Genomic DNA, 13,385 nt, shown 5'->3' on the forward strand with positions numbered 1-13,385 from the left:
ACAGACGGCAAGACCGAGGGTTCACATTGCTCAGTTTGTGGTGCGGTTATCAAGGCACAGACAACGATAACTGCCACAGGTCACAAGTCAAGCGGTTGGATAGTCGACAAAACGGCTTCTATCGGAGTTAAAGGCTCAAAGCACAAGGAATGTACAGTCTGCAAGAAAGTTCTTGAAACGGCTGAAATTCCTGCACTTTCAAGAATTAGCATTTCAAAGGCAAGCGTGACACTTTCCACTTCGACCTACGCATATGATGGCAAAGCAAAGAAGCCTGGTGTAACGGTCAAGCTAAACGGCAAAACTTTGAAGAATGGTACAGATTACACTGTTTCCTATTCAAACAACACCAAGGTAGGCACAGCAAAGGTCACTATCACAGGCAAGGGCAATTACACAGGCTCAGTTTCTAAGACCTACAGTATCAAAAATAACTTCAAGAAAGCCACAGTTTCGGGCATTTCCACTAAGGCATTCACGGGCAAGAACATCACTCAGAGCATTACTGTTAAATACAATGGCAAAACGCTGAAAAAAGGCACTGACTATACAGTTTCCTACTCAAGTAACAAGAATATAGGTACTGCCACAGTAAAAATTGCAGGAAAAGGCTCTTACACAGGCACTATCACAAAGACGTTCAAGATAAATCCTGCAAAGCAAGAGATACAGAAGCTCACGGCTAAGAGCAAGGCATTCTTTGTGGATTGGGCGCAGAAAGGCTCTGCTACCGGATATGAAATTCAGTATGCTACCAACTCTAAGTTCACAAGTGCAAAGAAAGTTACTATAACAAACAACAAGACCGACAAGACTACAGTTTCAAAGCTTTCGGGCAAAAAGAAATATTATGTTCGTGTTCGTTCTTACACAACTGTAAAGGGTACTAAGTATTATGGCGCTTGGTCGGCTTCAAAGAGTGTTACTACTAAGAAGTAATTTTTATCGTTTATAAAATATCCCCCATGCAGAGGTTTTCTGCATGAGGGAGTTTTTTTAATCGTCAATATTATCGGATTTGTTGTAAAAAACGATGCTGAATATCATAGATTTCCAAAAAGTACAATATTCTTTCATTAACCTTTAACCAAATATTTACCGTAAAATAGAGGTAAATATGACAAAAAGCCTTGCTTTTTGCGAATGAATGTGATATAATTATAAACAAAGTATATATTTTTATGGTGGGAGAAAGTTTGATTGACACATATTGTTAGCTTATATAAAAAATACCGCAACTTTATTCTCTATGCTCTTTTTGGTTTAGTCGCTGCAGTCATAGATTATGTTATCAGTGCAATTTTCATACATTTTGCCGTTTTTGATAAACCTGAGATATGTAGCCTTATTGGTAATGTCTGTGGGTTTATTTTTACGTTTATGACAAATACGCTTGTAAATTTCAAAAAACGCAGTGAGTATATGAAGACCTTTGCTTCATACGCAACCATATGTATCGCAGGCTCGCTTATATCTACCCTGCTGATACACTTGTTTAAATCAAGTATGAATATTTATGTTTTAAAGTTTGTAGTAATGATATTTATATGTCTGTTGCAATACTTTCTAAACAGAACGATAACTTATAAGAATTGAGTGATAAATAATGGCTATAAGCGCAGTACTTCTTGCTTACAAAGAAGCAGAAAATTTAAAGGTACTTCTTCCGAAGATAAAGCAACAGCTTGATAAGATCGGCGAAGAATATGAGATCATAATTGTTGATACTATGAAGCCCCTTGATGACACACCTGCTGTGTGCAAGAAATTCGGAGCGAGATATGTAAACCAAAGACTTCCGCATTTTGGAGGAGCTTTCAGAACAGGTATCAAGGCGGCACGTTATGATAAATTTCTCATAATGGACAGCGACGGCTCTCACAACCCCATATACATACCTGACATTTATAAGAAATTTGTCAAAAGCGCTGATGTTGTTATAGGCTCACGCTATGTCAAAGGCGGTAAGACAAACGATTCAAAGGTCTCTATAATAATGTCTCATATCCTTAACTTTGTTTTCAGAATAATAACCGGAATAAAGGCAAAGGATATTTCCACAGACTTTCGTATGTATGACACAAAGCAGCTTAAAGCCGTTAAGCTCACCTGTCAAAATTATGATATTTTGCAGGAAGTGCTGCTTAAAATGAAAATAAACAACCGCAAATTGGTTGTAAAGGAAACGCCAATAGTCTTTGAAAAACGTCTTTATGGCGAATCAAAGCGTCAGCTTTTCAAATTTATTCTAGGGTATGTAAAAACATTATTTATGTTGATAGGAGTCAGGATAAATGCCAGCTTTAACAAAAACAGACAAAAGTGACAACTCAGATGTTATCAGCAAATCAATAGCTTTTTTTTAATCGCTATGGCATTTTAATATTGGCTCTTGTAATGCTTGCAGTATCAGTTATACATATACTGCCGCCTTTCAATGCAGACATAATAAACTATGACAGTTCCTATCAGTATTTTTTTAACCAAACACAGTTTAAGCGATATCATGAAGCTTCTGCCGGAGGACTACAGTCCTCCCCTTTATACCTTGCTTCTTAAACTTTGGACCTACATATTCGGCAGTTCACTTCTAGCAATGAGGTCATTTTCCATATTTATAATATGGGGATTGATATTTCTTGCAGCATTTCCTGTTCGTGCAGCCTTTGGCAAACGTGCATCAGTCATATGTATGCTGCTTTACACGCTTTCTTATGTCAACTTTTTACTCGTTCCTGAGATACGTCCAACTGTACTTGCTTATTTTCTTACAGCAGCTTGTGCTATTTATATGTATTTGGCACTGTTTAAGGGCTATCATTATGCCTATATCTGCATGACAGTTTTCGCTGTCCTTGGAATGTATACTCACAATGTATCAATGCTTGCGGCATTGTCTTTCTACATAGTTTCTTTTGCTTTTACTATTATTTCAAAGCAAAAGAAGAAAACACTTTATTTCTTCCTTAGCGGAGTTATCTGCGCATTAAGCTATTGCCCTTGGCTGATAGTTGTAATGAAGCAATTTTCAAATGTTAAGAAAAACTATTGGGCAAATTCCATAATTTCAAGTAGCCTTGTTATAGATTGGACATATGATATTCACTTTGGTTATGCAAGCGGACTTGTCACTTACCTGATATTCATTTTTATCGCCATAATGTTGCTTATCCATGTGGTAAAGATGCGTAACTGCAAAACATTAAATGATATCCGCAAAAAGCTTGCACCTCACCGTGCCGAGTTTGTAAGTGTTCTCTACTGCGGACTCATGTATGTTGCTCCTATTATCACTCTAATTTTGTTCACTCGCCTTGTTTACCCTATCATCGCCACCAGATATTTTTATATTTTAAGCTCTCTTATGGTAATATTGCTGTCAGTAGTGATAGGCAAACTTTTTGATACCAAGCTTTTCTTAGCTTGTATCGTGCTGTTTATTGTAAGCTTCTGCATTAATTTCGGCAATGTTAAAAGTCAATTTGATAGCTTTAATTTTTCTGATATGATAGAAACTATCAAAGAAAACGGAGATGATGATATTGCTTTTCTTCATTTACATGAATAGTCGCTTGGAATAATTATGTATTATTTTCCTGATGCAGAGCATTATGTATGCGATGATACATGGTGCGTACTCAACACTCTTGACGTTTTCCCTACTGAAGTAACTGATATCGGAAGCATTAATAACATAAACAAATACAGCAAAAAACTGTTTATTTTCGGAGATCTGTTCCCTGACTCGCCTTATGAGCTTGATGACCATTTCAACTCAAAAGACGATTATGATGTAACTTATCTTGGAATGTTTACTGAACCTTATACATACAAGAACACATGGAGACTATATCATGTCACTAATAAAACTCAAAGCACAAATACAAAATAATTTACTTCTGATAATACTGTTTGTAATAGTCAGCCTTATAGAAATATTTGCGATATTTCCGCTTATGTTTTCAAACAGCCTAAACTATGACAGCACATATCAGTATGCTCTTACTCAACATTCTTTTTCAGAAATATGGCGCTTGATACCCTATGATTACAGCCCGCCTTTTTACGCCATAGCACTCAAGGTTTTTGTTGTGATATTTGGCAACAGTCTCATTGTGATGCGCTGTTTTTCAATCATCGCAGTTATCGGAATGTATTTTATAGCTGCATTTCCTGTAAAAAGGATATTTGGCAGAAATTCAGCTATTGCAGCACTTCTTATAACATTTTTTTCACCGCCAATCTTTTATCAGATCCATGAAATAAGACCGACTATTTTCGGAATGTTCTTCTTTATGGGTGCGGCTGTGTATATGCTTTATGCCTACAGCCTTGAAAAGAAACATGGCTATGTATGCACTGTTATCTTTTCTATACTTGCAATGTATACACATAACATTGCCCTTGTTGGTGTTTTCGGTTCATATGTTGCAGTTCTGGTGTTTTCACTTTGCACAAGAAACTATAAGAAATTCAAAAAGTTCTTTATTTGCGGTATTTTATGTGCATTAGCATATATACCATGGCTGACGGTACTCTTTGGTCAAATGTCAAATGTCAAAAAACATTACTGGAAATCAGTGTTTGGAACTCGTGCTGCTTTGGGCTGGATATTTCACGATATGCTTATAGAAAAAGGATATATCACTATATTTGAATTTGTTTTTCCGGTACTTATTTTCTTTGCATTGCTAAGGCATGTCAAACTTAAAGCAATTAAGGGTGCGACTAAATTCAGCGAAGTTTTCACACTTGCAGCCGAAAAAAGAGTTTACCGTGATATCTTTTTGCTTTTGCTCTTTATACTTATCCCCGTTATGATTTTTGCGTTTGTTAATAACTTTTTCAGTAGCATTGCATCTGAAAGATATTATTATATTCTTGGAACAGTATGGCTGATACTTGCAGGAGTGATAATTGGATGTTTCGGATATAAGATACTATCGTTACTTGTTCTTTTGACTATGTGTGCTAATCTTATATATATGGCAATTTACACTGTTAGAGATCTAAAAGAATCAGATATTGATCAGATAGTAACCGATATCAACGATCAAAACCCTGGTGGAAATATCGCTTTTCTACACCTTCATGAATTGACACTTGGAGAAATGACTTACTTTTTCCCAAATGCTACTCATTATGTTTGCGATCAGACCTTCACAGTTCTCTCTACATATGATGTCTTCCCATCAAATATTGTAAACATAGGTGATATATCAAACATTAGCAAATATACAGACAATGTATACATTTTCACAGATGAATATAGTACAGTTTCGGATATTCCAGTATACACATTTGAAGAACTGCTTAGCAATGATGAAAATGTTACTGTGAAAAAGTTACATAAATATAAAAGTGCATATAACGTTGCAACAAAACAAATGGACCTAGCTATAGCACATTTTAATAAAGGTCAGAATATAAAATCAACAAACAGCAAAGGACAGAATAATCAATGAATATTATCCTGCTTTCAGGAGGCAGTGGTCTGCGTTTATGGCCGCTTTCAAACAGCATACGCAGTAAACAGTTTCTTAAACTTTTTAAAACAGACAATGATTCATATGAATCTATGGCACAGCGTGTTTATCGTCAGGTAAGGACCGTTTCACCTGATATAGGCATAACCATAGCCACAGGTGAAGATCAAGTCAGCACTATAAGGAACCAGCTTGGTAATGATGTTGACATATGCATCGAACCATGCAGACGTGATACATTTCCTGCAATAGTGCTTGCAGCGACATATCTTCATGATATAAAAGGCGTTGGTCTATCTGAAAGCATAGCCGTTTGTCCTGTTGACCCATATGTACATGATGACTACTACAAAGCAGTTATCTCACTTATGAAAAGCATAGAAACTGTCAGCAAAAAGCTTATGCTTTTAGGCGTTGAGCCAACTTATCCAAGCGAAAAATACGGCTACATTATTCCTGAAAATGATCACAGCATAAGTTCAGTTAAAAAGTTTGTGGAAAAGCCTGATAGGATATCTGCTGAAAAATACATTGAGCAGGGTGCACTGTGGAATGCAGGTGTGTTTTCATTCTCACTTGAATACATAATTGAAAAATCCCACGAACTTATAGAATATTCCGATTATTATGACCTACTTGAAAAATATGAAAGTCTTGAAAAGATAAGCTTTGACTATGCCGTATCAGAAAAAGAAACAAACATAGACGTTATGAGATATAAAGGCGAATGGCGAGATGTAGGAACATGGAACATGATGTCAGAGGTCATGTCTGAAAATGTCAAAGGCAATGCGCTTCTCGATGATAAATGTGAAAACACCCACGTTATAAATGAACTTGGCATTCCACTTCTTTGTATGGGCTGTAAAAACATGATAGTTGCAGCGAGCAATGACGGCATACTTGTTTCTGATAAGGAAACCAGCGGATACATGAAGCAATATGTGAAAAAGCTGGGAAACATGGCAATGTTTGCAGAAAAATCATGGGGTACTTTTACAGTGCTTGATGTTCAGCTAAATTCAATGACAGTAAGCATATACCTGAAAGAAAACCATTCCATGAAATATCACAGTCACGAACAGCGCAGTGAGATATGGACGATAGTTCCAGGAAATGGATATGTTGTTGTGGACGGCGAGAAAAAGTTAGTAAAAACCGGAGACACCATTTCAGTTTCAAAGGGTGCAAAACACCTTATCCATGCCCAGACAGATATGAACATTATTGAAATACAGATAGGCGAGTCTATCAGCGTAAAGGACAAGCACATATTCTTAGAAACATTTTAGAAATATTATGGAGGATAATATGAAAAAGGCCTTAATAACAGGAATTACAGGACAAGACGGCTCTTATCTTGCAGAACTACTTATTAGCAAAAATTATGAAGTTCACGGCATTGTTCGCCGTTCTTCTGTTTCAAACACCGAAAGAATAGATCATCTTATAGCTGAAAACGCTGTAACACTGCATGGCGGCGATCTTTCTGACTCGTCAAGCATTATCAGGGTAGTGAATGAAGTACGTCCCGATGAAATATACAACCTTGCGGCACAAAGCCATGTACAGGTATCCTTTGACGCAGCCGAATACACAGGCGATGTAGACGCACTTGGCGTATTGAGAATACTTGAAGCAGTACATATGCTCGGCATGGATAAATCCTGCCGAATTTATCAGGCATCTACTTCTGAACTTTTCGGCAAAGTGGAAGAGTGTCCACAAAGCGAAACAACACCATTTCACCCATACAGCCCATATGCAGTTGCAAAGCAGTATGGCTATTGGATGATAAAACAATATCGTGAAGCATATGGAATGTTTGCCTGCAACGGTATTCTTTTCAACCACGAATCAGAGCGTAGAGGTGAAAATTTTGTTACCAGAAAGATAACAATGGCAGTAGGCAGAATAGCCTGCGGACTCCAAGATCATCTTGAACTAGGCAATCTCAACGCTCTAAGAGATTGGGGATATGCTAAGGATTATGTGGAATGTATGTGGCTCATGCTCCAGCAGGATAAACCAGATGACTTTGTAATAGCAACGGGTGTTCAGCACACTGTAAGAGAATTTACTGAGCTTGCCTTTGCCAATAATGGTATCAAGATAGAATGGCAAGGAAATGGTATTGATGAAAAGGGTTATGACGCAAAGACTGGTAAAATGCTTGTTTGCGTAAATCCAAAATGGTTCAGACCTACCGATGTTGTAAACCTCCTTGGCAATCCTACCAAGGCGCGCACTGTTCTGGGCTGGGATCCGCTGAAAACAAGCTATGAACAGCTTTGCGCTATTATGTCAAAGCACGATCGCCAGCTAGCCGAAAAAGAGGCGACACAGAAATTAATGATACGATAAAGGTGGTGCGGCTATGACAGGCGTAGTACTGATATTTGGTGTTTCAGGCTTTGTAGGCGGATATCTTGCTGAAGAATTTTGTAGCTTTGGATATAAAGTCTATGGCTGTGATATATCAGAAAGTTCTGATATTGCAGATCAAGTAACATTCATTCCTTGTGATATTCTTGACCAAGTTCAGGTAAGAAAAGTCATATCTGAAACAAAACCAATGTATATTGTTGACCTTGCGGCAATAAGCAGCGTCAGCTATTCTTGGAAAGAGCCTGCAAAAACTATGGCTGTAAATGTAGAGGGAACACTGAACATATTTGAATCAGCAAAAGAGATAATACCCAATGCCAAAATATTGGTCATAGGCTCAAGCGAAGAATACCAGCGGTCAGATGATCCTATCAACGAAGAATTTTCTCTTGACTCATGCAGCCCGTATGGATTATCGAAAATAACTCAGGAACGATTTGCAAAACTATACAGAGAGCAATATGGCATGAAAATATACTGTGTCAGGGCATTTAATCATACTGGTGTTGGACAATCCGACAGATTTGTTATACCAAGCTGGTGCAGGCAAGTGGCGCTATTATCTGCAAAAAAAGAGAATGGCAATATCATTGTAGGAAACATTGACGTATATCGTGACTTTAGCGATGTGCGTGACGTAGTAAGAGCCTACAGAATGATACTTGAAAGCGAAAAAAGTAAAACCACATATAACGTAGGCAGCGGAAAAGCCACAAAACTAAAAGATATTCTCGGCTATATAGTTTCTCTTTCGTCTTGCAAAATAAGTATCGAAATAGACCCTTCTCTTGTGCGTAATGGTGAAAATGCCAAGATATACTGTTGCAATGAACTTATAAGAAAAGATCTTGGTTGGTATCCACAATATGACATTTTCGATACTGTTAAGGATATTTACGAATACTACTACAATATGTTTACTTAATCAAAAAAACAGATCAAGCACTGTGCTTGATCTGTTTTTTATATTCGATCTTATTACTTTCTCTTAGAAACCACCATAGCTGCACCTGCAAGTGCTGCCAGACCTATACTTATGCCCATTGCCGCATCTGTATTAGGGTTTTTGGTGCTGTTAGGATTTGTTGTTGTCTTTGATGATGAAGCCGCTGCGCTGCTGTCATTTGTTGCTTCAGAAGAAGCCTCGGAAGATGACTCCTCTGCTTTGCTCTCGCTGCTCTCCTCACTTGAAGACTCCTCAACAACGTTATTGAACTCAACGTCGTCGTCCTTTGTCATTTCGTCAACGCCGTCGTTAACCAACTCAACTCTCTCCCAGCCGTAAATGCCTTCAATAGCATATGTAAGCTCATAAGCTGCTGTCTTCTGTGAAACAGCGGATGGGTGATAGTCAACTGCATAACCATTGTTTTCGCTGTCCTGAACGCTGAACGCGAAAACTGATACCTTGCTGTCGCCTGTTTCAGTCTTATAAGTGTCAACTGCATCTGTAATAGAAGGATAAAGCTCCTGTCCCATAATACCGAGTGTACAAAGTATCTCAGAATTTGGATTCTTAGCTCTTATCTCCTTGAGGAAATTTACATAGCCCTTTTCAAACTCAGCACACTTATCAGCGTCACCCTTTGTGTATGAGTTATCGTTTGTACCAAGATTTACAACGATAAGCTCAGGCTGATACTGTGAGAAATCCCAATCATAATTAGCTGTCTGTTCACCGTCGAACCAGCTCCATGTAAAACAGAACTTATCATAGAAATTTGGCACAAGCAGTGCGTCATTTATCTTGCCGTTGCCTGAATAACCAGAGATCACACCTGCTCCGCTTACTGATACAAAGCTGTAGTCAGCGCCAAAATTCTGTGCTGCCTTGTAAGCATATGTCTTTGCGGCGTTCTCGTTGTAGATAGAAAATGACTTTCCAAGTGGATCGTCAACGCCGTATCCACAAGTGATAGAGTCACCAATAAACTCGATAGAATGCTTTGCTGCCTCTGTTGGCTGTGGCTTGCCATCTACCTCAAAGCTGTCAATTGCGATAACGCTCTGTGCAGCTTCTGAAAGCTTTATGAGCTTAACTGTGCTTTCGCCCTCAGGAAGCTCTACCTCAACTGCGTTTGTCTTCTTATTTTTTATGTAGCCCTGCTTAACAAGCTTGCCGTTTACAAATACGCCAATTCTTGCCTCACCTACGCTGCCGTTTACATTGAAAACAGCCTTTGTGCCTGTGCATTTGAACTCGATACCGCTTGCAGAATAGCCAAGTATCGTTGTGTCGCCCTTTCTGTAAGTACGACCGATAAGCTTAACATTGTCGCTTGTTGCCTCATAAGAGGTGAGCTTGTCCGTTGCTTCCGTGTCTGCCATGACTGTCATTCCCATGCAGCCTGCTGCAATTGCCGCAGCACAGAAGCCTGCCAAAAACTTCTTCATACTATGATTTCCTCCGTTGTTTAATTTTTTTGTATCTTTTGCCTTAATATTTCTCGATCCAATAATTTAATTATACTCTATCTGCAAGATATATACATTAATTTATTATTAATATTTATTCGCTATTTTATTAACGGGTCTGTTAGATATTCTTTATCCTCTTATAAACCACAGCCGACAGCGGTGGACAGACGAAACTGCCTGAAACGGGCTGTTTGTTCATCTTGCCACTTTCATCAAGCCTGAGATAAAAGCTTCCCTCAGGCAGACCGAAGCCCCTGTTCTCGTAGTAAGGATTAAGTGCGATAACATAGCATTCTCCGTCTTTTTCAAGCTTCCAGCTTACGCAGTTCCAATCGTCATTGTGCATAAAATGAAGATGTGCGTTCACGTCCTCTTTAGTATACATTCGGAAAAGCGGACTTCCCTTTCTCAGCCTTATAAGAGCCTTGTAATACTCAAAGACCTCTTTATATTCAAGCTTTCTGTTCCACTTTATGGAGTTAGTGTAGTCAGGCGCATTGTAGCTGTCATGGGAATAGATATTCACATCGTTTGGCGCTTCGCCCTCTTTGAGTATCCTCGGCTTTGACCTAAGGAAATCCTGACCAAGCTGTATGAATGGCATCCCCTGTGAAAGTATCACTATCGCCGCCGCAAGCTTATCCATTTTTATCCTTACGTCCTCGCTGTCATTTTTCGCAGAAATACAAAGCTTGTCCCACAAAGTATTGTTGTCATGAGCCTCACAGTAATTCACCGCCTGAGTAGGCTCAAATGCCCAGCAAGCTTCTTTTGCGTCATTTATCTGATAGTGTGGCACAGAGCCGGCTATACCACGCCTTAGAGTAGAAGCCGCATTTCTGTTTCCGCTGACAAAGCCCTTGTCATATGGATTGAAAGTACCGCCCTTAATGGAATCTCTGATGTTATCGTTAAAAAGTCCAACTCTTCCAAACTGATATGAATTCCATTTATATGCAAGCCTGTCAGCAGGGAGCGGTGACTCTCCTCCCGTCCAGCCCTCGCCATACATTAGTATCTGAGGGTCTATCTTGTTAAGCTCGTCCCTTATGATGTTCACAGTTTCAATATCGTGAAGCGCCATAAGGTCAAAGCGGAAGCCGTCAATCTTATATTCCGTTGCCCAAAATCTGAGAGAATCTATCATGAATTTTCTCATCATCATATGGTTTGAAGCCGTTTCGTTTCCACAGCCCGAGCCGTTTGAAAATGAGCCGTCATTTCTTATCCTATGATAATAATACGGGAAAGAACGCTCAAAAGCAGACTCCTCGGTATAGTAAGTGTGATTGTATACCACGTCCATTACAACGCCAATGCCGTTCTCATGAAGTGCCATAACAAGCTGTTTGAACTCTCTTATCCTGCACTTAGGGTCATAAGGGTCTGTGGAATATGACCCCTCAAGGCAGTTGAAGTTCTTAGGGTCATAACCCCAGTTATATTGATTGAGCCAAGGCTTGCTCTCGTCTACAGTGGCATAATCTTCCACAGGAAGCAGGTGAACATGAGTTATGCCAAGCTCTTTTAGATGCTCGATACAGGTGTTCACGCCCTGATATTTCGTACCCTTATCGGCAAAAGCCACATACTTTCCTCTATGCTCAGGAGCAACGCCTGATGAACTGTCCGCAGAAAAATCCCTGACGTGGCACTCATACACCACTGCGTCGCAGGCATTTCTGCACTTAGGCTTTTTCACCTTGTCCCAGCCCTCAGGATCGGTGGTCTTGAAATCCACCACCGCACCAACGTTTCCGTTGACTCCGCAGGCTTTTGCATAGATATCTATAGTTTCATGCCTTGTTTTGTGATCGAACTCAAATGTATAGGTATAAAAAACACCGTCAAGGTCACGGAGTATCTCCACATACCAAACACCATGGTCAAGCCTTTCCATAGGCAGGCTTTCAAGACGGCTTTTGCCCTCGCCGTCAAGATACAGATTAAGATAAACTCCCGTTGCAAGCGGCGACCATGTTTTGAACACAGTTTTGCCCTCTTTCATGACCGCACCCAGATCGTTTCCTATATATTGATTATCTCTGTCAAACTGTTCATAATTCAATCTGTACATCAGCCATGCCCCTTGCATATATTTTTTACTTCTTAGATATTTTTACTTCAGACTTTCGCCAAGCACCGAGCCTTGAAGAAGCTTAGTTTCAAAGCCCTCCCTCGTATTTTTAAGCAGGTCATCGCAAAGCTTTACCTTGTCCTTTTCAAGAAGCAGCAGGATTGTTGAGCCGCCAAACTCGAAATAGCCCTTTTCTTCGCCCTTTGTGACCTTTACGCCGCCCTCAGTGTGCAGATTAGTTATCCTACCCACCATAAGAGCACCGACTTCCATTTGAATAATATCTCCGAACTGCTCCGTTCTTATCATGCAATACTCTCTGGAGTTTTCCTTGAAAACAGGCAGATAATTGTTCACCACAGGGTTCACAGTGTGAAGGATACCATTTATCTTTCTGTTGTGGCTCTTTACACCGTCTGCACAATAGCAATAGCGGTGATAATCGTCCACTGAGAGTCTGATGATAACTGCATAGCCACCCTCATAACGCTTTGAAAGCTTGCTGTCCCTGAGAAGCGAGGCGGTATTATACACTGCATTCTTTATAATAAAGGTATCAGACTGTGTTATCTTATAAGCAGTCACCTTACCGTCACAAGGTGAAACAAGCAGATCTCTGTCCTTAGTGATAAAACGTCTGCCGGGCTTTATTTTTCTTGTGAAAAAATCATTGAATGAGCGATACATTCTTTCCTCATAGTCAAACATATCTATGCCGTTTTTTTCTGCAAAGCCGAAAATAAAAGGCACTGAGAACTTGCTGTCAAGTATCACTCTTGCACACTTTGAAAATATCGGACAGCCGAGAAATTTCATAAGCGCCCTGCCCATTGCCGAGCTGTAGGCAGCCGCAAGAAAGCTATCCTGAGATGTGGTCTGTTCGTATTCTCTGCCCTGTCTGTCACGATATTTCATCTGTTTCTCTCCTTTTATTTACATTATTGTAGAGGACGACACCCCCGACGTCCTGTTTTTCACACACCTGTCTGGCAAAAACATTTCCCATTCAGGTAACT

At 39.5% G+C, this 13,385-nt stretch carries 11 protein-coding genes; 8 read left to right on the plus strand and 3 right to left on the minus strand.

Annotated features, from left to right (window positions below):
- The 8 genes from DW015_RS10710 to DW015_RS10750 form a co-directional block, all read left to right on the plus strand.
- The coding region (locus DW015_RS10710) for a fibronectin type III domain-containing protein (RefSeq protein WP_181979908.1) at positions 1-939 on the plus strand (939 nt) is incomplete at its 5' end.
- Positions 940-1,606: 667 nt separating this feature from the next.
- Positions 1,607-2,326, plus strand: coding sequence for a glycosyltransferase (locus tag DW015_RS10720; RefSeq protein WP_117905628.1), 720 nt, complete (start codon positions 1,607-1,609; stop codon positions 2,324-2,326).
- A 180-nt stretch (positions 2,327-2,506) separates the two neighbouring features.
- Positions 2,507-3,568: a glycosyltransferase family 39 protein gene (locus DW015_RS10725; protein WP_181979909.1), complete on the plus strand. Its 1,062-nt coding sequence runs from the start codon at positions 2,507-2,509 to the stop codon at positions 3,566-3,568.
- Positions 3,569-3,583: 15 nt separating this feature from the next.
- Positions 3,584-3,892 carry a hypothetical protein gene (locus DW015_RS10730; RefSeq protein WP_117905630.1) on the plus strand — a complete coding sequence of 103 codons (309 nt, stop codon included), beginning with the start codon at positions 3,584-3,586 and terminating at the stop codon, positions 3,890-3,892.
- Positions 3,855-5,465, plus strand: a complete 1,611-nt coding sequence (locus DW015_RS10735; protein ID WP_117905631.1) for a glycosyltransferase family 39 protein — start codon at positions 3,855-3,857, stop codon at positions 5,463-5,465. The genes DW015_RS10730 and DW015_RS10735 overlap by 38 nt, the downstream gene beginning before the upstream one ends.
- On the plus strand, positions 5,462-6,778 hold the full coding sequence (locus DW015_RS10740) for a sugar phosphate nucleotidyltransferase (protein ID WP_117905632.1): 1,317 nt from the start codon (positions 5,462-5,464) through the stop codon (positions 6,776-6,778). Before DW015_RS10735 ends, DW015_RS10740 begins: the two co-directional genes overlap by 4 nt.
- Positions 6,779-6,797: 19 nt before the next feature.
- Complete coding sequence (gene gmd, locus DW015_RS10745) at positions 6,798-7,850, plus strand: GDP-mannose 4,6-dehydratase (protein ID WP_117905633.1); 1,053 nt, start codon at positions 6,798-6,800, stop codon at positions 7,848-7,850.
- A 13-nt stretch (positions 7,851-7,863) separates the two neighbouring features.
- Positions 7,864-8,799 (plus strand): GDP-mannose 4,6-dehydratase, encoded by a 936-nt coding sequence (locus DW015_RS10750; RefSeq protein WP_117905634.1) that lies wholly within the window; start codon positions 7,864-7,866, stop codon positions 8,797-8,799.
- Positions 8,800-8,852: 53 nt separating this feature from the next.
- On the opposite strand, the gene DW015_RS10755 is transcribed toward DW015_RS10750, so the two are convergent.
- From DW015_RS10755 to DW015_RS10765, 3 genes are all read right to left on the minus strand, one after another.
- Positions 8,853-10,268 (minus strand): SGNH/GDSL hydrolase family protein, encoded by a 1,416-nt coding sequence (locus DW015_RS10755; protein WP_117905635.1) that lies wholly within the window; start codon positions 10,266-10,268, stop codon positions 8,853-8,855.
- Between the two features lie 142 nt (positions 10,269-10,410).
- Positions 10,411-12,369, minus strand: coding sequence for a type I pullulanase (pulA, locus tag DW015_RS10760; protein ID WP_117905636.1), 1,959 nt, complete (start codon positions 12,367-12,369; stop codon positions 10,411-10,413).
- 42 nt (positions 12,370-12,411) lie between these two features.
- Entirely contained in the window at positions 12,412-13,284 is an 873-nt protein-coding gene (locus tag DW015_RS10765) for a phosphatidylserine decarboxylase (RefSeq protein WP_117905637.1), read from the minus strand.
- Positions 13,285-13,385 lie beyond the last annotated feature (101 nt).

This window comes from Ruminococcus sp. AF37-20, from assembly GCF_003460465.1.
GTDB lineage: Bacteria > Bacillota > Clostridia > Oscillospirales > Ruminococcaceae > Hominimerdicola > Hominimerdicola aceti.

Coding starts and splice junctions, on each gene's coding strand:
- DW015_RS10765 (WP_117905637.1), bottom strand. CDS start 13,284: ATGAAATATCGTGACAGACAGGGCAGAGAATACGAACAGACCACATCT.
- DW015_RS10735 (WP_117905631.1), top strand. CDS start 3,855: ATGTCACTAATAAAACTCAAAGCACAAATACAAAATAATTTACTTCTG.
- gmd (WP_117905633.1), top strand. CDS start 6,798: ATGAAAAAGGCCTTAATAACAGGAATTACAGGACAAGACGGCTCTTAT.
- DW015_RS10750 (WP_117905634.1), top strand. CDS start 7,864: ATGACAGGCGTAGTACTGATATTTGGTGTTTCAGGCTTTGTAGGCGGA.
- DW015_RS10725 (WP_181979909.1), top strand. CDS start 2,507: ATGAAGCTTCTGCCGGAGGACTACAGTCCTCCCCTTTATACCTTGCTT.
- pulA (WP_117905636.1), bottom strand. CDS start 12,369: ATGTACAGATTGAATTATGAACAGTTTGACAGAGATAATCAATATATA.
- DW015_RS10740 (WP_117905632.1), top strand. CDS start 5,462: ATGAATATTATCCTGCTTTCAGGAGGCAGTGGTCTGCGTTTATGGCCG.
- DW015_RS10755 (WP_117905635.1), bottom strand. CDS start 10,268: ATGAAGAAGTTTTTGGCAGGCTTCTGTGCTGCGGCAATTGCAGCAGGC.
- DW015_RS10720 (WP_117905628.1), top strand. CDS start 1,607: ATGGCTATAAGCGCAGTACTTCTTGCTTACAAAGAAGCAGAAAATTTA.
- DW015_RS10730 (WP_117905630.1), top strand. CDS start 3,584: ATGTATTATTTTCCTGATGCAGAGCATTATGTATGCGATGATACATGG.